The following is a 20,669-nucleotide window of genomic DNA, read 5'->3' on the forward strand; positions in this document are numbered from 1 at the left end:
CCGCCGCAAGGTCACGAATGGAGGTGGTTCTGTGGCCGTAGAACTGGCCGTCGGCTATGTCAGCCTCGTCGCTGACGCCTCCCAGATCCCGGGGCAGATCAACCGGGCCCTGCGCGGGGCAGGTCAGGACGCCGACCGTGTCGGCCAGGGCATCGGCCGGCGGATGGCGTCGGGCATCGGCAACACACTCAGGCTCGGGGTCGCCACTGCGGGCGCCGCAGCGGGAGCGACCATCGCCGCGGCGTTGTCCAAGGGGTTCGGGCGCCTCACCGCCATTGATGACGCGCAGGGCAAGCTGCGTGGCCTCGGCCATGATGCGGCCACGATCCAGAAGATCATGGACAGCGCCCTTGCTTCGGTGAAGGGCACCGCCTTCGGACTGGGCGATGCGGCGACGATCGCGGCGTCTGCCGTCGCGGCTGGTATCAAGCCGGGCGCGCAGTTGACGAACTACCTGAAGCTTATCGCCGACAGCGCCACCATCGCCGGTTCGTCGCTGGGCGAGATGGGTTCGATCATCAACCAGACCACGACCGGCGGCACTGTTTTCACCGACACCCTCAATCAGCTCGCCGACCGCGGTATCCCGATCTTCACCTGGCTTCAGGATGAGACCAAGAAGACCGGCAAAGATTTCCGGAAGATGGTCGAGAACGGCGACCTCGACGCTCAAACCTTCCAGAAGGTGCTCGCCAAGCATGTGGCCGGCGCCGCGCTGGAGTCCGGAAAAACTGTGCACGGCTCCCTGGCCAACATCGGGGCCGCGTTGTCACGCCTCGGCGCGGCGGCACTGGCTCCTGGATTCTCGCGTCTGCCAGGATTTTTCGCGCAGTTCACCACAGGTATCGACCAGGCGGCGAAGAGGGTTCAGCCGTTCGCGGAGAAGCTCGACGCGATCCTGTTCAAGCAGGTGGGCCCGAAGCTCTCGCAGATGTGGAAGGACCTGGGCAGGTCCGATGCCGCCCAGTTCGCGACCGGCGCGCTCGGTGATGCCGCGAACGTGGTCAGCGACCTCGGCCACAGCGCCATGGAGGCCGGTCCTGCCCTTCTTGGCATCGGAAAGGCACTCGCTGCGGCGGGCGGCGCGATCGGTGCGGGTGCATGGTCGGCCGCTATCGAGACCCTGCAGGCCGGCGCGCAGATCGCCGGTGGCGTCCTTGTTCCCGCATTGCAGACCTTGAGCGGCGTTGTTTCCGGCAACCAGACTGCGGTGACGGCGCTGATCGCTGGCTGGTTGGCGTGGAAGCTCATTCCGCCGCGCCTGCAGGCCGTCGGCACGCAGATGACGGCGTTGCAGGCGCGGACCGTGGGCGCGGCTGCGGGAGTCCGGCAGGTTGTCACCGCGACGGGAGCCACCGCGCAGGTCGCAGGCGTCGGCACCATGGCCATGGGACGCTTCGGCTCCGTGATCCAGCAGTTGGGGACGCACGCGCCGCTCATCGCGAGAATGCAGCAGAGTTTCCTCGACGCCGCGTCCGGGGCGACACGATTCGGTCGGTCCGCTGGTGTCGCGGCGGCCGCGGCCGTAGGTGTGCGATCCGCGGCGAGCGGCTTGTCCGCAGCCCTCGGGGGACCGTGGGGGATTGCTATCGCCGCCGCCACTGTGGCGGTGATCGGGATCGCCAACGAGGTTCGCAAAGCCGGCCAGCAGCAAGACATCATGCGCGAGTCCACGACCAACCTCGGAATCGCTCAGCGGCAGATGGCCCGCCAGTTCCAGGAGGCCAACGGCGCAGTCAGCAAGGACGTTCTGGCGTCGATGTCCGGCCAGATCGAAAAGGTGATCTCCGACGCCGAAAGGATGGCCGACACCATGCCGGGCGCGTTCTCGGTGTTCACCGGCGGCTGGCAGGACATCAAAGGATGGTTCTCCCTGCAGGCGCAGGCCGGTACGGACGCGGTCCGCGCCCAGGAGCGCGCCGCCAAACAGGGTGAGGCCGTCCGGGATTCCTTCCGGGAAGTCGGGATGTCGGCGGAGGAGATGGCCGCCCGCATCAGCGGTTCGGATGGCGACTTCAACGTGTTCGTCGGGCGCCTGCTGAGCACGAAGAACGGTGGCGAAGCGGCGGTGGCCGCGGTGCGGCAGATCCGGGACGCGTTCCTGCAGGCGAAGCAAGCCGCTCTCGATACCACTCCGGGGTTCTTCACTCTGTCGGATGCGGTGAAAACACTGGCCGATCGGTCGTCGACCGCGTCGGACCGGCTGTCGGCGATGAAGCAGGCCCTCGACGTGCTGGCTGGGCGTCAGGTGTCCGCGCAGGACGCGCTTGCGAAGTACAACGAGCAGGTCCGCGAGACGCTGAAGGTTTCCCAGGAGTGGGACAAGTCGCTCGGCTCCGGTAAGCAGCTGGTCGGCCAGAACGGGCAGGTCGACACCCTCACCGAGAACGGCAAGAAGCTCTACGACACCCTCCTCGGTATCCGGGACGCCACCCTCGGTGTGGCCCAGTCCGGTGGGAACCTGGATCAGGCGTTCGCGCAGAACGAGCAGCAGTTCCAGCAGCTCGCCGACGCGGTGGGGTTGTCGAAGGACCAGGTCGTCGAGATGGCAGCCCAGTTGGGATACCTGCCGACCGATATCAGGATCTTCGCTCAACTCGAAGGCGCTGGTGATGTCACCCAGCAGTTGACGGCGATCGCCGCCCTGCTGACGCGCAACCGCGAGGGCGTGACCATCCCAGCCAAGGCTCTCACCGATGAGGCCAAGGCTCAGCTCGAGAAGCTGGGCGTCACGATCGAGCAGGTCGCGGGCAAGCCGGACGAGATCCGCATCATCGCCAAAACTGATGAGGCGCTGGCGAAACTGCAGGAACTCGCCGCGCTGAGGTTGCCCGACAAGACCCAGAACGTCAACGTCAAGTACAACGACTCCGGCTACTCCCTGCCGCAGGGCACCCGGGAGCGGTTGCACGAGAACATCAACGACATCCCGATCGCGCCACGCGCTGACGGCGGCATCGACAACCTCCCCTCCTCGGCGCGGATCCAGTCCGGTCGCGGTCGTGGCCTGTTTCAGTGGGCCGAAGGCGAGACTGGCGGTGAAGCGTTCATCCCGCTGGCGCCATCCAAGCGCGGGCGGTCCGCGGCGATCCTGCAGCAGGTCGCCGAGATGTTCGGGTTCAACCTGATCAAGATGGCCGAAGGCGGCATCACCGGCACGATCCCCCGCGGTGTGGCCCGCGCGATCACGGCAGCGAAGACCGTCAGCGGCAACAAATACCAGTGGGGCGGCACGGGCCCAACGAACTTCGACTGCTCGGGCTTCGTCGGATGGATCCAGCAGATCCTGCAGGGCTTCGCCGGCTCCACCAAACGCCTCTACACCACCATGTCCCTGCTGGACGGAGCCACGGCCGGACTGAAGCCTGGCCTCGGGCCCTCCGGCACCTACTTCCAGGTGGGCGTCAACTCGCAGCATATGGCGGCGAGCCTCAACGGGCAGCCGTTGGAGTCCGGTGGCTCGCACGGAGACTCCCGCATCGGCTCGCCCGCGGTGGGCGCCACCGACCCACAGTTCACGGCGCACTTCTACCTCCCGAACGAGCTGATCGACGGAATCAACGCCCCCGGAGTGAAAACACCTCGAGGGAAGGCGAAGAAGGTCAAGGAGTGGACCGACGCCGATGAACTGAAGCTTGAAAGCGCGAAGCTGGATATCCAGGAGGCGAAGGACGCGCGCGACAAGGTCTACCAGGACAAGAAGTCCACCGAGACAGACAAGAAGCGCGCGGATCTTCGGGTCCGTGAAGCCGAGCAGGCTGTGGTCGACCTGCAGAAGGAGAAGGACGACCGCGGCAAGGATGCTCTCGGTGACGGCAATTATGTGCCGGAGGCGCCCCCACTGGAGAAGCGGCTCAACGATGATCAGGTCGAGTGGGAGCAGGCCATCCTCGACCGGGACGAGGCGAAGGACAAGCGCGACGAGATCTACGCCGACCCCGAATCGACCGATCGAGATCTGCGCCGCGCGGACCTCACCTTGCAGGCGGCGGAGAACCGGATAGACGAGATCCGCAAGAAGCAGTACAAGAAGTCCCCAGAGGGCAAGGCGGTTGACCTGCTGCGCAAATCCGGGTTCGGGTTGCTGTCGATCTTCTTCGACGCGGTCTCGGAGAATCTGCCTTTCGGGTTCGGTGAGCTGTTCAAGGTTCGGGTCAACACCCCCAGCGATGAGGACCTGGATGCCCTGACCGCCCCGTTCACCGGGGTGGGGCCGTTCAACCAGCAGGAGATCGATCGGCAGCTGCCGATCACGCTCGACCCCAACGCAAGGGATGCGATCAAGCCCTACATCAACCAGGCCCCGATCAACATGCGGGACTGGCTCAAGGAGCTTCCGCTGCGGGTTTATGACCAGGGCGGCTGGTTGAAGCCCGGCGAGATGGCGGTGAACCTGTCACGTCGGCCGGAGCCGATCCTCAACTCCCCGGCGCAGATGCAGCAGTTCCTCGACGGTGCCAACCTCACCGCGGTGCCGCAGCCGCAGCCTGTTCCGGCTGGACGCGGGGATACCTACAACTTCAACGGCATGGACCCGCAGTCTTCAGCGCGGGCGATGGAGCGCGTGTGGCGACGCCGGACGCTGGCCAGCCAACGCGGAGGGGGGTTCGGTCGGTGACCGTCGAAGAGTTCGCTTCCGCAACCGGATTGACCGACAGGGTGCTGGTCGAGGGATTCGAGGCGTTCGGCGAGGAACTCTCCGCCCCACGGAAGACACTAGCCGCGCGCTCGGCCGACCTGGCGCAGGCCTTACGTCAGGTCGGCGCGGATGAGGACGCCGTCTATGCCGCGGTGTGCCTGCTCGCGAAGGTACGGCGTCGGTGAACGCGCTGCTGGACGCCCGCACGAAGATCGTGTGGGTCGACGTCAACGGCCGCGCATGGCATCTCGCCGGCCGCGGCATGGGCGCGGAGGGCGTGATCCTGGGCGCCGACCCCAAGGGCTGGACGTTCCCACCGCACGAGCTGCTGTTCGACGAGGGAGCCCGCCAAGATGGCGCCACCTTCCGGCGGGCGGTCGTCAGCAAGCGGGAGATGGACTTCAACGTCTCGATCGGAAACCAGGTCGGCCTGCAGATCCGGGACATGCGGCACCTACAGACGGTGCTGGACATGTGGTGGCAGGGGTGGTCGAGGAAGAAGCCCGGCCACTGGTGCGTGTGGACCAAAGGCAAAGGCTGGCACAAAACCCCGCTCATCCTCGGCGACGCCCCAGAACCCCTGAGCGGCCTAGATATGGCCACGAACCTGCACGAGTCCTACACCGTCAGCGCAGTCGGGTTCGACCCCTTCTGGGCCAAGCTCGAGCGGGAAGTGTCCTGGATCAACACCACTGGTTCGAACCAGGGCGTGTTGAAGATGCGTAACGACGCGAGCGAAGACGGGTGGGCCCGCTACACCTGCAAAGGCCCCGGACGCTACAGCATCCAGGACTTCGACCCGTCAGCCGACCCTGACGGTGAGGTGCGGATGCTGCGCCTTCCCCTGCTGGCGTCGGGGGAGACCTTGCAGATCGACCTGCATCCCCGCCACCGCACAGCCCGGGTCTACAACGCCTCCGGCATCTACCTGCGGAACGTGTGGGGGCAGATGGCCGGTCGCCGCATCCTCAACCCAATCCCACCTCGAGGCACCACAGAGATCGCCGTGACCGTCGAGAGCGGTGACCTCACCTCCCAGGTTGTCGGGACATTGACCCCGAAGAATGCGAGGCCGATGTGACAGCTCCTCCGTGGGACGGGCATACCGAAGTCAGGCGGATGGATGCCCTGCGCAAGCAGGAGCAAGACACCTGGCGCGACCCGCAAGCCCGGGTTTGTTACTACGACAAGTGGATGACGGAGGTCGGCGAGGAAGGCCGCTACATCTCCCTCCAGTTCACCCACGTCAAGAACGCAGCGGGCGGGTTGAAGATGACCGTCGCCCCCGACACCGTCCACTACGACCACCTGTTCCGCAATCCGGACGGGGAAGACGCCACGATCCCCATCACCGCGGAAACGGCAGGCCAGCGTTGGGATGGCTTCGTGACCAGGGTCGCCGAGGTGGTCGACGACCGCGGCATGAAAACCATCGAAGTCGAAGCCATTCATTGCTGGAATCACATCGCCACCACGGTCTGTTACGCCTCACCGTTCGCCCCACTGCTGGCTCAGTGGCCGCGGCACTGGTACATGATCATGGGCGTCCGCTCCATGTTCCACCTGACGATGCTCGCGAACATCTTGCGTCGCCAGGCATTCATGAGCGCGGACCAGTGGAACGGCGCCCCGGATTGGGCGGAAGTCGGCAGCATCGCCTGGCCTATCGTCATCGGCGGGATCAACGTCCTCACCGACACATCACCTTTCGGTGGGATCAGCCTGCGGTTCGAGCACGCCGACCAAGCTTTCATGCCGTTGTTCCAAGACAACGGCGTCGCCGCGACCGCCCAGTTCTACCTACCCGAGGTGGACGAGCAGCCCGACCCGGAATGGTTCTACCTCGACCGTCCGACAGTGTTCATCACCACCCAGGACAGATCCAACGTCGTCGGCGCCACCGGCACCCTGCTCGACGGCATCTCGAGGTTCTTCGAGGACTTCTTCGACGACGGCACGACCTCGATCCGGTACCCGGACTACTCCGACTCCGGCGACTACGAACAGGCCTACGCCACAACCCCACTCGGCAACCGGCAGTACTTCCCATGGATCTGGTACATGGAAGGCGAGTACTCCGGGCTCGGCGCTTCCGACATCAGCGTCCACAAACCCCTCGCCATGCACGTGATCGTCGGCGGCCGCAGCCCAGGGTGGGTCAACGCGTCGATCTCCTTCGCGATCAAGAACGCGTTGGCGTGGCTGGGGCTGCTGATCGGCCTTCCCGGCCTGGACGCCCTGTACATGGGTCAGTTGGACGACGTGTTCCTCGCTTTCGCCGAGTACACCGACCTGAATCGGGTGCAGCGCGCCGGACCCTACGCGTTCCAAGAGCATTTCGTCACCGGTAGTGACAAAGCCTTCACCCTCGACGGGCTGATGGCCGGCCGCCACGGGCTGTTCGCTACCCGCGGATACACGTCGCACAAGGTGACGGTGCACGACAACGCCCCGTACATCCTGGGCCCGAACGCGGACTTCTGGGTCAATGACCAGATCGGCTTCAAGGTCGGCGACCAGATCTTCGTCGACTACGTCACGCAGGTCACCTACACCGATGACCGCAGCACCCCCGGACGTTGGGAGATCACAGTGGGAGATGGCGCAGACGAGGAGGACTCGGTCGTCAAGGCATGGAACCGCATGGGCCAGGTCGCCGGGGCGATCAAGCAGATCTTCATGGACGTCGGGGCTGACCTCGACCTCGTCCTGTTCTGAGGAGGGCCATGGCTGATATATCTTTCCCCGCCCGGGTCACCATCACCGAAGAAGACGACCTCGACGGCCTGCCAGTGCTCACCGCCGCCGTGGAGTTGACACCGACTGCCGCAGCGCAGGAACTGCCCGCTGGACCGGAAGGCGATCAAGGCCCCCAAGGCGAGCCGCAACCCCCGTTCATCAAGATGGGCACCCTCGCGAACGCCGCCGCCCGCCCCGGCGGGCTGACAGCGGCCGACCGCGGCAAGTGGTGGCATCGCCTCGACGACGGCAGCATGGACTTCTGGCCGGGATCGCTTCCCTGGATCAACGTCCTGAACGCTGTTGGCGCACAGGGCTCTGTCGCCCCGGCGAACACGCTTACCCCGCTGGACGTGATCTCCGACGAGACGGTCACCATCCCGGCCGTCGATATCAAGCCGGTGAACTCCAGCGAGCAGACGATCCAACTTACCGTCCCCGCGGGCGTGCGCGGCGCCACGGGTGCACCTGGAAGTTCCGGGACCATCACCACCTCACCGGACTACGACTCCACGCAGGGCCCGGTGAAGCGGTCGATGTTCGCGTTCGGGCGGACTACTCGCCGATTCGCTCCGACCCCGCCGCCGTGCGGTTACGGGCCGTGGTTCTGGGACGCGACCGCCTTCGCCGCGGACGCATCGGGTGCGGTGTCCGCATACAAGGTGCTGACCGCGACCATGCCGGTGCTGCCGTTCGCGTGGCGGCCGCAGGTGTTCGGCGCGATCCAGCTGTACAACGACAACTCCGGCCAATGCCACGCGTTCGTTTTCCCGCGCCTGTACTCCGAAACCGGAGTGGCGTTGGGGATCGGCGCCAACCCGTGGCAGACCTTCTGGGACATGGTGGAAATTTGTGAGCATTACGGCAATCCGAACTCAGTGGGCATGAGCCCCAGCTCGGATTACGCGGTGGTCCCCGCGAACTCGCCCTCGCAGATCGTGGTGATGGTCGAACGCCAAGGGTCCACGTCGGGGACGATCGGATATCGGCAGGCAGGAGCATCTTTGACCGTCTACGCCATGCCGGTGAGCCTCTGATGACGACGGTAGGGGACTACTTCGAGGCCACCCAATTCCAGGGCATCAACGAAGGGTTCGGTCCGGGCATTGTTACCTCACTGGAGGGCACGCCCGCGGACGGCTCTTTCGAGAACCTGTCTGGCGCGCAAGGCCCCGACGGACCTCAGGGAGAGCCGGGTACGCCGTTCCGGTGGGAAGGCGACGTCGCCGACCACGCCGCGCTCAACGCCCTGATGCCGCTGCTGAACGAGCACATGTTCGGCATGACCTACCGGGTGGAGTCCGACAACTCCATCATGTTCTGGACGGGCACGAAGTTCGTGCAGTTCGTGGACGCGTTCGGCGGGATCGGACCCACCGGTCAGGTGAACACCTTGACCATCGGCACCGTCACCACCGGCGCCGCGGGCACACCGTTGGCCGTGAGCATCACCGGCACGCCGCCGAACCAGGTACTCAACCTGACTGTCCCCAGGGGCGGTACGGGGCAGAAGGGGTTGCAGGGACCGCCCGGACCCATCCGGTCCTCGACGGACTACGACAACACCGTCACCCACACCAACGGCATGATCCCGCTGTGGAACACCTCCACCTCGAAGTGGACGCCGACGGAATGGCCGGGCTACCGCGGACCGTGGAGCGTGCTCGAGGCGCAGTCCTGGGACAACCCATCCTCCGGGTTCGTCGCTGACCTGACCAACGTCTCCACGAACCCGAACACCATCGCGACCATCAACATCCCCGCCCTGCCGATCCGGTGGCGGCCGTACATCACCGGCGGCGCCACGATCTACTCCGTGCCCACGGACTGGTCCACCCGCGTGGATCTCGAGGTGCGTATCGGCTCCGCGGCCGGTGACATCGTCGCCCGCGGCGTCTCCAGCGCCGTCTACATCGAGTGGTTCGCGCGGCTGCGGCCCTACTTTGCGTCCACGCTCACGCCCGGCTCGACGACGGGAACGATCGCGCCCAGCACCGCCACGACGCTGTATGTGGTCATCCGCCGCAACCTCGGCACCGGCAACTACTCCTACCGGCGGGCCGGCGCGAACATCACCGTCTGGGCCCACCCAGTAGAGGCACCTTAAGGAGCCGCATGGGCATCGTCTACGACCGAGACGTCCAGGTCACCATGGCGGGCATCGTGGAGAGCGAAGAGCTCCCGTGCACCGTCAACAGCTTCGAGATCTACGACGACACCGGCCGCCTCGAGATCCGCTCCGGCCCGAAGGGCGACCCCGGCCCCCAGGGTGATCCGTCGTATGCGTTCGAGTTCCAGGGCCGTGTCGCTCTACAGGCGGATCTCGACGCGATGACGCTCACCTACGCCGACAAGGGCAAGGCGTGGTGGGTGGCCGAGACCAACGAGTTCCGGCTGTGGACCGGCCGGATGTGGGTCGCCAACGAGAATGCGATGCAAGCGACCGGACATCAGGGCCCACCGAACGTCCTCACCGGCGTCGCGGTGGCTGGTGCGACAGGATCCTCGGCGTCGGCCAGCCTGACCGGCACCTCCCCGAATCAGGTCCTCACCATCACTGTTCCCCGCGGCGCTACCGGCCCCACTGGTGATGCGGGTGTGGCGGGGCGGATTCAGGACGCGAGCGATGTCGACACCACCACGGTTTCGCTGTCGGACCACATGGTGTTGCAGTGGAACTCGACGCTGTCGAAGTTCGTGCCCGCAGCCTCTCCCACCTGGCGGGGGCCATGGACGATCGGCGGCAACCGGTTCGCCGCGGCGAGCAACTCTGCGGAAGCTCCTCGCACGATCGCCTCCATGACTGTTCCCGCGCAGCCGTTCGCGTGGCGGCCGTACGTCATCGGGCGTGTGCCCATGCAGATCCACACCCAGACGGTGGGGGATTCCCGGCTCGACATCGAGGTCCGCTCCGGTGCCGAGGACGGCCCTCTCGTCGCCACCGGTAAGGGCTTCTCGTCCGCGAACTACATCTGGACCAGGTTGGTGCCGAAGTTCGAGTCCACGCTGTCCCCTGGCAGCAACGTGGCAGTGGTGGCAGCGGGCCAGACCCAGACCTTCTACGTGCGGGTGATCAGGGTGTTCGGCACCGCGAACTACTCGACGGTCTCAGACATCGCGTTCCTCACCGTGTACGCCATGCCGCTATTCCAGTAACCGAAGGAGCAGCCGTGAACCACGACACCATGACTCTGATCATCCTCGTCGTCGCTGTCGCCTCTCTCGCGCTGCAATTGGCGCGGTGGCCGCGGTGAAGCTGCTCGACTTCTCCGCAGCACTCATCGACCCCTGGGCCATCAAGGACGCGGGCTACGGCGGCGTGATCCTGTACATGTCCGACCGGCGCCCGGGTGCGGAGTGGATGCTCGCCAAGCCCGCCACGCGGGAGTACTGCGACCGAGTGCGCGCCGCGGGGCTGGAGATCGTGTCCTGCTACCAGTTCGGGAAGGGTGAGACCTCCGACTGGTACGGAGGCTACGACGGCGGAGCACGGCACGCCGAGATCGCGCTGCGCTACCACCGTGCGGCTGGTGGACCCGAGGGCCGCCCGATCTACGCCCCGGTGGACGCCAATCCCACATTGAAGCAGTGGAACACGCTGATCGCCCCGTTCCTGCGTGGCTGGGCATCGGTGGTCGGCCTGGAGCGGACCGGCATGTACGGCAACTCCCGCTGCATCGAGTGGGCGCTGGAAGACGACGTCGCTACATGGCTGTGGCAACACAACTGGTCAGGCGATTCCTCGCTGAACTTCGATCATGCCGCGGCGCACATCCATCAGATCGAGATCGACAAGCGCCAGGTAGGCGGCGTCGGTGTCGACGTCAACACAACGCTCAAGCCGGACTTCGGCCAGTGGTCGAAGGCGGCGACACCAACTCTGGAGGCCCCGATAGTGACTGCCCCGCAGTACACCGAACTCGACCGCATGGGCGAGTCCGCGTCGTCCCGCCACGGTGCGCAGATCGAGAACTTCCTGCTCCACACACAGGAAGGCAACGGAACGGCCGAGAGCCTGGCCAACTATCTCAACAACCCGGCGAACGGTGTGAGCTATCACTACACGGTTCGCGACGGGATTGTGGTGGACGTCGTCGACACCGACCTCGCGAGTTGGTCGGTGCTGGACGCGAATCCGAAGACGATCAACCTCTGCTTCGCCGGGTCGCGGGCGGCATGGTCACGTGAAGATTGGATGGCCATCCGGGAGGACATCCGCATCGCGGCATGGCTCGCGGTGCAGGACGCCAAGAAGTACGGATTCGATCCGTACGTGATCGCCCCGCCGTACGAGCGCCGCTCCGGAATCTCCGACCACCGCTACGTCACCGAGTGTCTCGGTATCGGCACGCACACCGACGTCGGCCCCAACTTTCCGTGGGATGTGTTCTCGGCCGACGTCGCAGAGTTCACCAACACCAGCCTGAAGGAGGCAGTCATGGCCCTGGCCGATGAAGAACTCGGTAAGCGGTTCTCCTCGCGGTCGAAGTACCGCGCCAACGACGACTCAGTCGACACCCTGGCCGGGTTCGTCCTCAACATCGACGCCCGCATCCACGAGGACCACGTCGAGCGCGAGGCCCTCCGTGGCGCCGGCTGGGCGGTCGATCTCGTGAAGCGCGAAGCCGCGAAGGGCGACGAAAGCGCGAAGGCAGTTCTCAACCAGATCCCGGATTGTGAGGAATGACCATGACCAAGCTGATCTCCGCCCTGCGTACCGAACCGATCCGCGCTCTCCTGTGGCCTGTTCTGGTGGGCATCGCAGGCTATCTCGTTGTCCGCGGCGTCGTGGACCAGTTCTCGGCGGACATGATCCTCGTCATCGTCGCGGCCATCCTCGGCATCCCCGCCGCGGAGGTCGCACGCGCGAAGGTGACCCCGGACGCGAAGCGGCTGGACGCCGGAATGCCGAGTGGGCCGCGCGGCTAAATGAACATACTCAGCGCTGGCTGGGAACCGGTCACCATCCTGATCAGCACCGCAGCCAGCGCAATAACCATGCTGGTTGGATTCCTGGTCTGGATGATGCGGCGCATTGTCCGCGGCGAACTCATTCCCGCCAGCACCGTCGAGCGAATCGTGCACGACCTGCGTGCGCTACTCGACGCCACAGAGCGCAATGCTGCCGCAAGAGAACAAGGCGAAGCGGAATTGCGGCAGCAGAACACGCAACTACTGCATCAGGCGCGCCTCTGGGACGCCTTCCTGCGCACCGCAGAAGCCAACCATTCGGGGAGCGGCCATGTGGCTCAGACGCCGCAGGACTGACACCGTCAGGATCGACCGCGAGCAGGTGCGCCGAGCTGAGGAGGCAGCATCAAAAGCCGAAGAAGACCTTCGCAAGGTGCAACGCCAGCGTCCAGAGGTGGACCGCCTAGCGGCATCCATTCAGCGCCACCTCAACAGAAATCACTTCGGGGAAAGGTTTCAACTCGAGATACGAAGGAGAGCTTCTTCCCCATGAGCAGGCGCACCAACCGCGTGATTCTCGCCGTCGCGTTCCTCATCAATGTTGCGTTGATGGTTTTCCTGCCGATTCAAGACGCCGTGAACGTGCTGATCGTGACCGTGGCCGCAAAAAGCACTGTCCTGACATTGGTTTATGGATTCACTTCCGGATGGCGGTTTCAGCCTCTCGGAAAGGCGGTTATCCTGCTGGTTTCTGGAATCGCCGCAGTGACGCTACAGGCGTCGGTATCGATATTCACCAACGCCTCCTACCCATTCCGCGATCAGATCCGCGAAGCCCTCTGGACCTATGTGGCGCTCTCCATGTTGTGGCTGCTGCTCACCATCTACCGCGTCCAGCGGGACGGCCGAAAGGACGGTGACGCGTGACCAATCCGCTGCCCCCGCTGGTCTACGGCAAGGTGGTCGGCCGGCTGCTGGCGACCACGATCGACTCCGCTGATATCGGCGCGATCCCGGACTTCCCGCCGCTCACCGGTCGCATCACCTTCCAGGCTGCGGTGCCGAAGTTCCTGGTTGACGGGGACCCACCCGCCACTGTGGTGCCGCTGATCCACCCGTACTACACGGCCGTGCTCGACGAGCAGGGCTACCTGTCGTGGCGGGGTGAGCGCGGCGTCATGCTCCCCGCTCCCGTTGCGGGCACCATGAATCCCTCGGATTGGACGTGGCGCGTCAGCTTCGATCTGGAGTACGACGGCGTGCCGGTGAAGATCGCGCCGTACAACATCGAGGTCCCCGAATACATCCCCGGCCCGGACGAAGAAGACCCGGACACGGGTTCGGTGGGGCTGGTGGATCTGGCGCTGGCCTCGCCGGTGCCGTCGTCCACTGGCGACGCCGTGACGCGTGGCCTGTCGGTGGTGTCGGTCGGGCTCGACGGCAACGCGCTCGTATTCGGTTTGGACGATGGATCGTTCCTCCCCGGTGTCGAGGTCCCCGCGATCCAGGACGCCCTGGACGCGGCGGACGCAGCGGCCGACAGTGAGACTGCGGCGGCGGCGTCGGCCACTGCGGCGCAGAACGCGGTCAACTCTTTCGATCTCGACATCGGCACTGTCACGACTGGCGCGGCGGGGTCGTCGGCGTCGGCCAGCGTCGGCGGTGGGCCACCGGCGTGGACGCTGAACCTCACCATCCCCCGCGGAGATACAGGCGCCACAGGTACGGCACCCGATGCCACGAGCAGCGTGAAGGGCATCGTCAGGCTTCCCGGCAGCACTCCTGGCGAACTCGGCGGCACCGCGAATAACCCGACGGTCACCGGCTGGTCGGGCAAATCCGATGTCGGGCACACCCACGTCGCCACCGACATCTCTAACTCGACCGCCACGGGCCGGTCGGTGTTGACCGCCGTCGATGCGGCAGCCGCCCGTACAGCGATCGGCGCGGGCACATCGTCGTTGACGCTCGGCACGACGGGATCGACTGCCGCCGCAGGTAATGACGCTCGCCTGTCGGATACTCGCACCCCATCAGCGAATACGGTGCCGTGCGACTTCATGTTCGTCGCGGTCAGCCCCAGCGCCACCCGCGCCACAGGCGCAGGTGACTGGACCGTCGGCATGTACGTGGGTCGGGCATTCACCTTGACGAAGTGCGTGTACCAGTTCGAGACAGCCGACGCGTCGGGTAGCACCTCGGCGGAGATCCGGCGCAACGGTTCCACCGTCACCAGCTCGGGCGTCACCGTGACGGCCGCCAACCAGGCGGACGGCACCAGCACCGACGCGGCGCGCACGTCGACTCCGAATCAGTCGTTCGCCGTGGGCGACCGGCTCGGAGTGCAGATCACCGCAGTCGGTACCACGCCGGGCAAAGGACTCAAGGTCTACCTGTTCGGCACATGGAACTAGGCCTCTGCCTCTGGGCATGGTCAGAGGGGACGTGACATGTTCGTCCTTCGAGCACTCGCATCGTTCCTGCCGTCGGGGATGACCAAGAACGGCACCTTCGCGATCCAGGGCAGCTACACCAAGATCACCAGCTGGACCGCCGACACCACCAACTATCCCGGCAGCACTGTCGTCACTGACGGCTTGGTGGTGCAGGCCGCGTCTTCGTCGGCGACGATCACCGCGAACATCCCATGGACGGGCAGCCTGTCCATGACAGTGACCGTCCGCATCAAGAACGGCGCCACGGTGATCGCGACCGGAACCGGCGTCACCGGTACCTCAGGGACCTCGACCGCCGTAGCGACCGGACAGACAGTCGCCGCCGGCGACAACATCACCGTCGAGGCCATCTCGACCCAAGCCAACTTCGGGTCGGTCACCTCGGGCACCGGCACCTACGTGCGCGTGACCTAACTGCCGAAGCTGCCCGTCGATGGCCGGTTCGACTTCTCGTAATACACGTAGTACCGCTCGCCGTGGATGTGGTTGCAGCGCGCCGAATACCCCATGTCCCTGTACTGGCGGGCGACTTGTTCGCATTGGTCGCGGCCGATGATCACGCCCGTCTCGTAGGCGCTGGCGGTTCCTGACGCGAGCAGGACCCCGACCGCGGCGATCCCAACGGCAAATGCTGTGCGCGCAAGCCTCTTCATGGATTCGTCATCCCTCGATGTCGTGCGCGGCCCGGCGCCAAACCCCTGTGGCTGCGTCCCCCGACGTGGTCCGCGCGCGGATCATCTTGCACCCCACCACGGCCGCGCGTCAGAGAAACACGGAAAACCGTCCTCACAATGTGCAAATTGAAGAGAGGTGCCCTCGTGGCCGCAACCCTCCTGCCCGCGATGACCGGCCCCCACGGCGTCGGCAACCGCCGGCTGTTCCTCACCGATACGTCGCGGACGGACCCGATCACGGGCTCGGGCCAACGGAAGGTCAGCGTCACCGCCTGGTATCCCACACCCTCCACTGGTGCGGTGGCGCGGTACCTGTCGAACGTGGACAGCTACGACGAGACGATGGCGCTGAACCTCGTCAATGGACTGGAGAACGCGGGGTGCAGCAAGTCGTTTTGGACTGGTGCCGTCACCTGCGGCGGATTCTTCGGCAACGTGAACCCGAACACCACCATGTACGGCAACATCCGGGCGCGCGATACCCGCGCGGTGAAGGATGCCGTGGTGTCCACGGATCTCGGCGCCCTGCCGGTGGTGGTGTTCTCGCCCGGGTTCGGCATCCCCGGCAACCACGCCTCAATCCTTGCGCAGGAGCTAGCGTCTCACGGCTACCTCGTGCTGACCCTGTCGCACACATACGAGTCGATCGTGACGGAGCTGTCCACGGGTGTGGTCACCCAGAACGGCGGTGCCGTCAGCAATCAGTGGCAGAAGGTGCTCACGGCCCGCATGGGTGACGTGAACTTCGTCATCAACCAGCTCGGCTCCCTCCCCAACGGGATCGGCAACCAGGCCGACCTGTCGAAGGTCGCGTGCGTCGGCCACTCCTACGGCGGCTGCACGGCGTTGGAGCAGGCGTACCACGATTCGCGGGTGAAGGCGGTCGCGGTCCTGGACGGCACCGCAGGCTACGACGGCACCGAGAACCACGCCCAGAACAACGGCGTGCAGGTGCCGGTGATGCTGCTGTCCGGGGATATCGACCTCGGCGACAACTACCTCGTCGGCGGTGAGCATCCGTCGTGGGCGACCTACCGCACCACCAACCACGGCCCGCTGCACATGCTCGAGGTGGCCGGGACGAAGCACTACGCGTTCACCGACGTGGGCTTGCTGACCGTGCAGACCGCCAGCTTGAACGGATCCATCAACCCGTCTCGGGCGATGGCGATCCACACCACGTTCACGCGCGTGTTCCTCGACCAGTACATCAAGGGAATCCCTACAACCCTGCTGGACGGGACCGACCCGAACTGGCCGGAGGTCACCACATTCTGAGTACACCATCGGCGCAGTGTGGGAAGATTCTCGGCCGTGGGGAACTACGTGCCGCAGCCGAAATCGGCACTCGATGAGCAGGCCTTCGCCTTCAAGCTCGGTGATTACGAGAAATGGCGTGTCGAGCTTGTCGTCCGATATGCCACCTACCGAGGACAGATCCGCGACTTCTCCATGTCGGTGTGGGCAACTGCCGGGGATGACAGGTTCGAGGTCGAGTCGATCGACTGCTGCCACGGCCAACTCCACAGACACCGCCTGCGACGTTCTGACCACCTGAACAGGCAAGCTGACAGAGCGGTCATCTGTGAGCTCAATGCAGGCGATGAGGAGCTCGTGGACCGGGAATATGACCTACAGTATGACTGGATACAGGCCAACTGGGAGTCGCTCGCGAGGAGGTGGGCCAATGAGTGAGAATCGCGAAGCGCGCACGACCGCGGCGAAGGTGTTCCAACGCCTGACCAGGCGCGGCGTACTCAAGGCCGACAAGACCGTGGTCTGTCTGGAGACCGACGCGTTGGGGGAGGTGTTGGAGATCATGGCCGACAACTTCCCCGATGGTGGCCACATGGCGATCTACTACCCCGACGAGCACACGTTCCGGTTCATGACGTGGCGAGCGAATGCCCCGGATGCACCCGAGGGGTTGAAGGCGCACACCAACACAACGGTGGGTATGGCGGTGGCGTCCGCTATCGCCGCCAACGATCGCAGCTGGATGGACCAGGCTCGGCAGACGATCTCCACGATGGACATCGAACGCGAGCTGGCGCGGACGTAGCTCCCTCTGAATGTGAAGCGCCCCGGCCTGGTGGTCGGGGCGCTTTCGTCATGTCCGGACACGAAACCGCCCCCGAACCAGAACGTTGGGTTCGGGGGCGGTCCTCCACCGTGCCTGCGGTGTTTACACGGCGAAGATCAGGGGTGACGCTCAGTCCACGGCGCGGACGATCCGTGGGTCCTCGGTGATGATCCGCTTCCGGGGGGCTTCCTTCCCGCGGGGGTCGACATTCCAGTTGTCGCTGGCGGGGCCATCCGGGCCGGGGATCTTCTCCTCCACGCGCTCTCCTTCGAATTCGGGTGTATCTCCTTGCATCCCCCGACGTTTGCCGGGGAAGTCCTCATCACTTGCGCGCCATGAACCAACCCACAGCCGCGCCCAGCGCCAGCGAGAAGCCACCGCCGCCGAAGATGACCGCCAATGCCTCGATGCGGCTCACGTTGTCTTCCACCTATGTCCGCGCGGCCACGTCTTCTCTGGGGTGACGGAGACCAGCGCGCACACCTCGGTGATGTGGCAGCGGGTGGATGCCAGGTGCGACAGCTGCGGCACCAGGACAGCGACGGCGTCGTGGCTTCGCACGGCGTTGATCAGCCGCAGCGCCGGGTCGGCCGCGCCGCGCCGCAGCCGCAGTGTCTTCACCAGCGTGTAGCCGTGGAGTCGGGCGTAGCGGTCGATCGCCTTCTCGTCGTCATCGAGGCGGGAGCCGGACAGGTCGCTGCGCAGGTAGGCGATCGCTTTCACCGCTGGCTCCCCTGCCGCTGGTAGTCCAAGGCGATCTGTTTGCGCTTGCACGGCGGGTCGCACGCTTCGTGGATCTTCAGAATCCCCTGAATCCACTCGTCGTCGATCAGCCAGTCGACGGAGGTGTCGTTGCATTCGGAGGGGACAGGTCGCTTACTCGGCATAGTCGAGTCCGTCCTCCGAGCCGAGGCTGCTGTAGGCGTGCGCGGCGAGGTACTGAAGGCAGGTGGGGCCGTGGCCGCTGTGGACGTTGGAGACGAAGCGGGCTTCGGCGATCGAGCGGAAGGTCCCGTCGCGGTGGCAGTGGCGGTGGGCGTGACGCCACAGTTCGACGTCGGCGAGCGTGGTCACCGGACGGCCTTGTCGTGACGGGGTCGCGGCTCGGGCCGGACCAAGGCTTCGGCGTAGCAGACGATCATCGCGGCAAGCAGTAGGCCGACGGCGATGGAGATGAGGACGGGCATCCGGAGTACCCCCAGGCGTGTTGTGTTGTGGAGTTGAGGCGCCCGGCGTCGGGAGAGTCGGGGGGCCACCCGACGCCGGGGCGAATGCCGCATGTGGCGACGTCATGACAATGACACATCCGGCATGGTCTTGTCATGGGTTTCGCGGAATTTCACTCCTGCGAGTTGCCGAACTCCAGCTCAGCCAGGTCGGGGAACGTCTTCAACGTCCCCTGCGTGTCCCTGATCGCGGCCAACGCCGCGCGGGCCAGCGCCTCGGTGGATGCCATCGCGCCCCATCCGCGCTCGCTGATCCCGTCGTGGGATAGACCCGACCACGTGCCGAGAGCGACGGAGCCGTGGGTGTTGAACACCAACTGAATGGTTCCGCAGGAGCTGATGCCCTCGTCGGTGGCCGCGTACCAGCCGCACACGCTCCGGTTGCGGATGAGTCGCGCTTCACCCACCCAGCTGTAGGAGCCGGTGTCGGTGTGGTCGGGGTCGGATTCGCCGAGGATGCGGACGAATTCGCCGTCCTGGCGGATCGTGAGACGTTCCATCTCGACACGCTCGATGTCATCCATCCATGTCTGCCACGCCGAGTACCATGTACCTGACAGGTCGAGTGCTGGCACCCCGTGACCGGCCAGGGTCAGAAGTGAGATGCCCAGCGCTGCGGCCAACCGGTCGGCCACATCCAACGGTGGCTGTGTCGGATTGGCGGCGTCCTCGTAGCGGGCGAGCTGTCGTTGAGAGATTCCTGCCGCGTCGGCAAGTTCGGGCTGGCTCATCCCCAGCACCGAACGCCGTGTCTTGATTACCTCGTGTGTGTGCATGGCACGATGATGCCGAATATGTCATCGTCCCGCCAAGGAATGCGGGAAGTCGTACGATGACCGCATGGTCCGACAGATACCGCCCGTCCCGTACCGGTTGACGATCGGCGCCCGCGAGGACCGCGAAGACCCGGAAACGCCGAGGCGGGAGCCGCTGCGGCTCACCGGACCCGCCCCGCTGAAGGTGGACGTCGAGCCGCGCCAGCGCTGAGCGAACACAAGAAAGACGCCCCGGACATCTCGTCCGGGGCGGCTCCTTTGCGTTACGCCGGTCACAGCGTGTTGGAGTAGGACACGCCACCGCCGCGCTCGGACAGCCACTTCTCCAGCGGCTCCATGAAGTCGGCCAGCAACTCCAGTTCGTGAGGCATGTGCCTCCTGCACTCCTCCGGTACGTCGAACCGGATTACCACGGATCTCATGCTGAGATCACCTCGGGGTCGTCGTACGGGGAGGACCACCCCTCGCCGAGGTGGGCGGTTACCAGCCTGTCCACTTCCTCGGGGTCCATGCAGCCGCCGGTAGGATCGTCGCCCTCCGCGATCACTTCGGCGTGGCTATGCCAGCCCAAGTAGTCATCAGGGTCGGTGGGCGCACCGACGCGGAGCACCCATGAGTTGTGGCGGGCGCGGAAGTAGAAGGGACGCCCGTCGGCAGCCCGTCCCTCCAGCTGGGTCGGGCACATGCCGTAGTAGCGGTCTGGGTTCTTCACCGGATCACACCGAGCATGTCCGGGCACGTCACATCCACCATCACCCCGAGGGCGAACCCACGCTGGTAGCCCTCGAAGTAGCCCCGGCCGCCGAGGTAGTCGAGGGCGGCGGACTTGCCGTCGGCGCGCAGGACGTCGCACGCGCCGTGGGCGGAGGCGATGATGTCGGGCTGGAACTCCCTGTTGACGCCGCCGAGGAGGAGGTGGACCTCCATCTGCTGGCCGTCGGTCCAGCCGGGCCAGGGGGCGGCGTGAGCGGTGGCCGACCAGCCGAGGCCGGTGGCAGTGAAGGCGAGTGCCGAGAGGGCGGCAGCGATGCGGATTCGCATGGATGGCTCCGATGAGGTTCGTTGATATGTGTTGATGCCATCAACACCTGAACGGGAAACGCCAGGTCGCAAGGGTTTGCGAGAAGTTCCCCAGGATTCGTTAACCCGCAGGTCAGGGGCGGAA

The 20,669-nt window shown here is 65.5% G+C and carries 26 protein-coding genes; 18 read left to right on the forward strand and 8 right to left on the reverse strand.

Going from position 1 to position 20,669, the window contains the following annotated elements; translation table 11 throughout:
• Positions 1-31 precede the first annotated feature (31 nt).
• The 14 genes from ACWEO7_RS28540 (at position 32) to ACWEO7_RS28605 (ending at position 15,159) form a co-directional block, all read left to right on the forward strand.
• The gene (locus ACWEO7_RS28540) at positions 32-4,618 is read left to right on the forward strand and encodes a tape measure protein (protein ID WP_452427735.1); all 4,587 of its coding nucleotides are present in this window, start codon (positions 32-34) and stop codon (positions 4,616-4,618) included.
• Positions 4,615-4,824 carry a hypothetical protein gene (locus ACWEO7_RS28545; RefSeq protein WP_452427737.1) on the forward strand — a complete coding sequence of 70 codons (210 nt, stop codon included), beginning with the start codon at positions 4,615-4,617 and terminating at the stop codon, positions 4,822-4,824. Before ACWEO7_RS28540 ends, ACWEO7_RS28545 begins: the two co-directional genes overlap by 4 nt.
• Positions 4,821-5,720, forward strand: coding sequence for a phage tail protein (locus ACWEO7_RS28550; protein WP_452427739.1), 900 nt, complete (start codon positions 4,821-4,823; stop codon positions 5,718-5,720). Before ACWEO7_RS28545 ends, ACWEO7_RS28550 begins: the two co-directional genes overlap by 4 nt.
• Positions 5,717-7,357 carry a Gp37-like protein gene (locus tag ACWEO7_RS28555; RefSeq protein WP_452427741.1) on the forward strand — a complete coding sequence of 547 codons (1,641 nt, stop codon included), beginning with the start codon at positions 5,717-5,719 and terminating at the stop codon, positions 7,355-7,357. Before ACWEO7_RS28550 ends, ACWEO7_RS28555 begins: the two co-directional genes overlap by 4 nt.
• An 8-nt stretch (positions 7,358-7,365) precedes the next feature.
• Positions 7,366-8,415 carry a hypothetical protein gene (locus ACWEO7_RS28560; RefSeq protein ID WP_452427743.1) on the forward strand — a complete coding sequence of 350 codons (1,050 nt, stop codon included), beginning with the start codon at positions 7,366-7,368 and terminating at the stop codon, positions 8,413-8,415.
• Positions 8,415-9,485: a hypothetical protein gene (locus ACWEO7_RS28565; RefSeq protein WP_452427745.1), complete on the forward strand. Its 1,071-nt coding sequence runs from the start codon at positions 8,415-8,417 to the stop codon at positions 9,483-9,485. The genes ACWEO7_RS28560 and ACWEO7_RS28565 overlap by 1 nt, the downstream gene beginning before the upstream one ends.
• Before the next feature lie 8 nt (positions 9,486-9,493).
• A complete protein-coding gene (locus ACWEO7_RS28570) occupies positions 9,494-10,534 on the forward strand; it encodes a hypothetical protein (protein ID WP_452427747.1) in 1,041 nt (346 codons plus the stop codon).
• 85 nt (positions 10,535-10,619) lie between these two features.
• Positions 10,620-12,065, forward strand: a complete 1,446-nt coding sequence (locus ACWEO7_RS28575) for a glycoside hydrolase domain-containing protein (protein ID WP_452427749.1) — start codon at positions 10,620-10,622, stop codon at positions 12,063-12,065.
• Positions 12,066-12,067: 2 nt separating this feature from the next.
• Positions 12,068-12,307, forward strand: a complete 240-nt coding sequence (locus ACWEO7_RS28580; protein WP_452427751.1) for a hypothetical protein — start codon at positions 12,068-12,070, stop codon at positions 12,305-12,307.
• Entirely contained in the window at positions 12,308-12,646 is a 339-nt protein-coding gene (locus tag ACWEO7_RS28585; RefSeq protein WP_452427753.1) for a hypothetical protein, read from the forward strand.
• The gene (locus ACWEO7_RS28590; protein WP_452427754.1) at positions 12,621-12,842 is read left to right on the forward strand and encodes a DUF7620 family protein; all 222 of its coding nucleotides are present in this window, start codon (positions 12,621-12,623) and stop codon (positions 12,840-12,842) included. The genes ACWEO7_RS28585 and ACWEO7_RS28590 overlap by 26 nt, the downstream gene beginning before the upstream one ends.
• Entirely contained in the window at positions 12,839-13,216 is a 378-nt protein-coding gene (locus ACWEO7_RS28595) for a putative phage holin (RefSeq protein WP_452427756.1), read from the forward strand. Before ACWEO7_RS28590 ends, ACWEO7_RS28595 begins: the two co-directional genes overlap by 4 nt.
• Entirely contained in the window at positions 13,213-14,703 is a 1,491-nt protein-coding gene (locus tag ACWEO7_RS28600) for a hypothetical protein (RefSeq protein ID WP_452427758.1), read from the forward strand. Before ACWEO7_RS28595 ends, ACWEO7_RS28600 begins: the two co-directional genes overlap by 4 nt.
• A gap of 36 nt (positions 14,704-14,739) precedes the next feature.
• The gene (locus tag ACWEO7_RS28605) at positions 14,740-15,159 is read left to right on the forward strand and encodes a hypothetical protein (protein ID WP_452427759.1); all 420 of its coding nucleotides are present in this window, start codon (positions 14,740-14,742) and stop codon (positions 15,157-15,159) included.
• Here the strand turns inward: ACWEO7_RS28605 and ACWEO7_RS28610 are convergent.
• Positions 15,156-15,398, reverse strand: a complete 243-nt coding sequence (locus ACWEO7_RS28610; protein ID WP_452427761.1) for a hypothetical protein — start codon at positions 15,396-15,398, stop codon at positions 15,156-15,158. The genes ACWEO7_RS28605 and ACWEO7_RS28610 overlap by 4 nt on opposite strands.
• Before the next feature lie 165 nt (positions 15,399-15,563).
• Between ACWEO7_RS28610 and ACWEO7_RS28615 the strand changes: the two genes are divergently transcribed.
• From ACWEO7_RS28615 to ACWEO7_RS28625, 3 genes are read left to right on the forward strand one after another with little or no spacing between them, the layout of a single operon-like run.
• Positions 15,564-16,697, forward strand: a complete 1,134-nt coding sequence (locus tag ACWEO7_RS28615) for an alpha/beta hydrolase family protein (RefSeq protein ID WP_452427763.1) — start codon at positions 15,564-15,566, stop codon at positions 16,695-16,697.
• Positions 16,698-16,733: 36 nt separating this feature from the next.
• On the forward strand, positions 16,734-17,114 hold the full coding sequence (locus ACWEO7_RS28620; protein WP_452427765.1) for a hypothetical protein: 381 nt from the start codon (positions 16,734-16,736) through the stop codon (positions 17,112-17,114).
• Complete coding sequence (locus tag ACWEO7_RS28625) at positions 17,107-17,481, forward strand: hypothetical protein (protein ID WP_452427767.1); 375 nt, start codon at positions 17,107-17,109, stop codon at positions 17,479-17,481. Before ACWEO7_RS28620 ends, ACWEO7_RS28625 begins: the two co-directional genes overlap by 8 nt.
• 150 nt (positions 17,482-17,631) lie before the next feature.
• Here the strand turns inward: ACWEO7_RS28625 and ACWEO7_RS28630 are convergent, their stop codons facing one another.
• The 5 genes from ACWEO7_RS28630 to ACWEO7_RS28650 all read right to left on the reverse strand — a co-directional run bounded on the left by ACWEO7_RS28630 (position 17,632) and on the right by ACWEO7_RS28650 (position 19,459).
• A complete protein-coding gene (locus tag ACWEO7_RS28630) occupies positions 17,632-17,760 on the reverse strand; it encodes a hypothetical protein (protein WP_452427769.1) in 129 nt (42 codons plus the stop codon).
• A 156-nt stretch (positions 17,761-17,916) separates the two neighbouring features.
• Positions 17,917-18,225 carry a hypothetical protein gene (locus ACWEO7_RS28635; RefSeq protein WP_452427771.1) on the reverse strand — a complete coding sequence of 103 codons (309 nt, stop codon included), beginning with the start codon at positions 18,223-18,225 and terminating at the stop codon, positions 17,917-17,919.
• On the reverse strand, positions 18,222-18,389 hold the full coding sequence (locus tag ACWEO7_RS28640; RefSeq protein WP_452427772.1) for a hypothetical protein: 168 nt from the start codon (positions 18,387-18,389) through the stop codon (positions 18,222-18,224). Before ACWEO7_RS28640 ends, ACWEO7_RS28635 begins: the two co-directional genes overlap by 4 nt.
• Positions 18,379-18,576, reverse strand: coding sequence for a hypothetical protein (locus tag ACWEO7_RS28645; RefSeq protein ID WP_452427774.1), 198 nt, complete (start codon positions 18,574-18,576; stop codon positions 18,379-18,381). Before ACWEO7_RS28645 ends, ACWEO7_RS28640 begins: the two co-directional genes overlap by 11 nt.
• A gap of 265 nt (positions 18,577-18,841) precedes the next feature.
• Positions 18,842-19,459 carry a helix-turn-helix domain-containing protein gene (locus tag ACWEO7_RS28650; protein WP_452427776.1) on the reverse strand — a complete coding sequence of 206 codons (618 nt, stop codon included), beginning with the start codon at positions 19,457-19,459 and terminating at the stop codon, positions 18,842-18,844.
• A gap of 109 nt (positions 19,460-19,568) precedes the next feature.
• Between ACWEO7_RS28650 and ACWEO7_RS28655 the strand changes: the two genes are divergently transcribed.
• Positions 19,569-19,715, forward strand: a complete 147-nt coding sequence (locus ACWEO7_RS28655) for a hypothetical protein (protein ID WP_452427778.1) — start codon at positions 19,569-19,571, stop codon at positions 19,713-19,715.
• A gap of 207 nt (positions 19,716-19,922) precedes the next feature.
• Here ACWEO7_RS28655 and ACWEO7_RS28660 read toward each other — a convergent pair whose 3' ends face one another.
• A complete protein-coding gene (locus ACWEO7_RS28660) occupies positions 19,923-20,216 on the reverse strand; it encodes a hypothetical protein (protein WP_452427780.1) in 294 nt (97 codons plus the stop codon).
• Positions 20,213-20,545 carry a hypothetical protein gene (locus ACWEO7_RS28665; RefSeq protein WP_452427781.1) on the reverse strand — a complete coding sequence of 111 codons (333 nt, stop codon included), beginning with the start codon at positions 20,543-20,545 and terminating at the stop codon, positions 20,213-20,215. The genes ACWEO7_RS28660 and ACWEO7_RS28665 overlap by 4 nt, the downstream gene beginning before the upstream one ends.
• Positions 20,546-20,669: the final 124 nt, after the last annotated feature.

This window comes from Nocardia sp. NPDC004260, assembly GCF_053603155.1.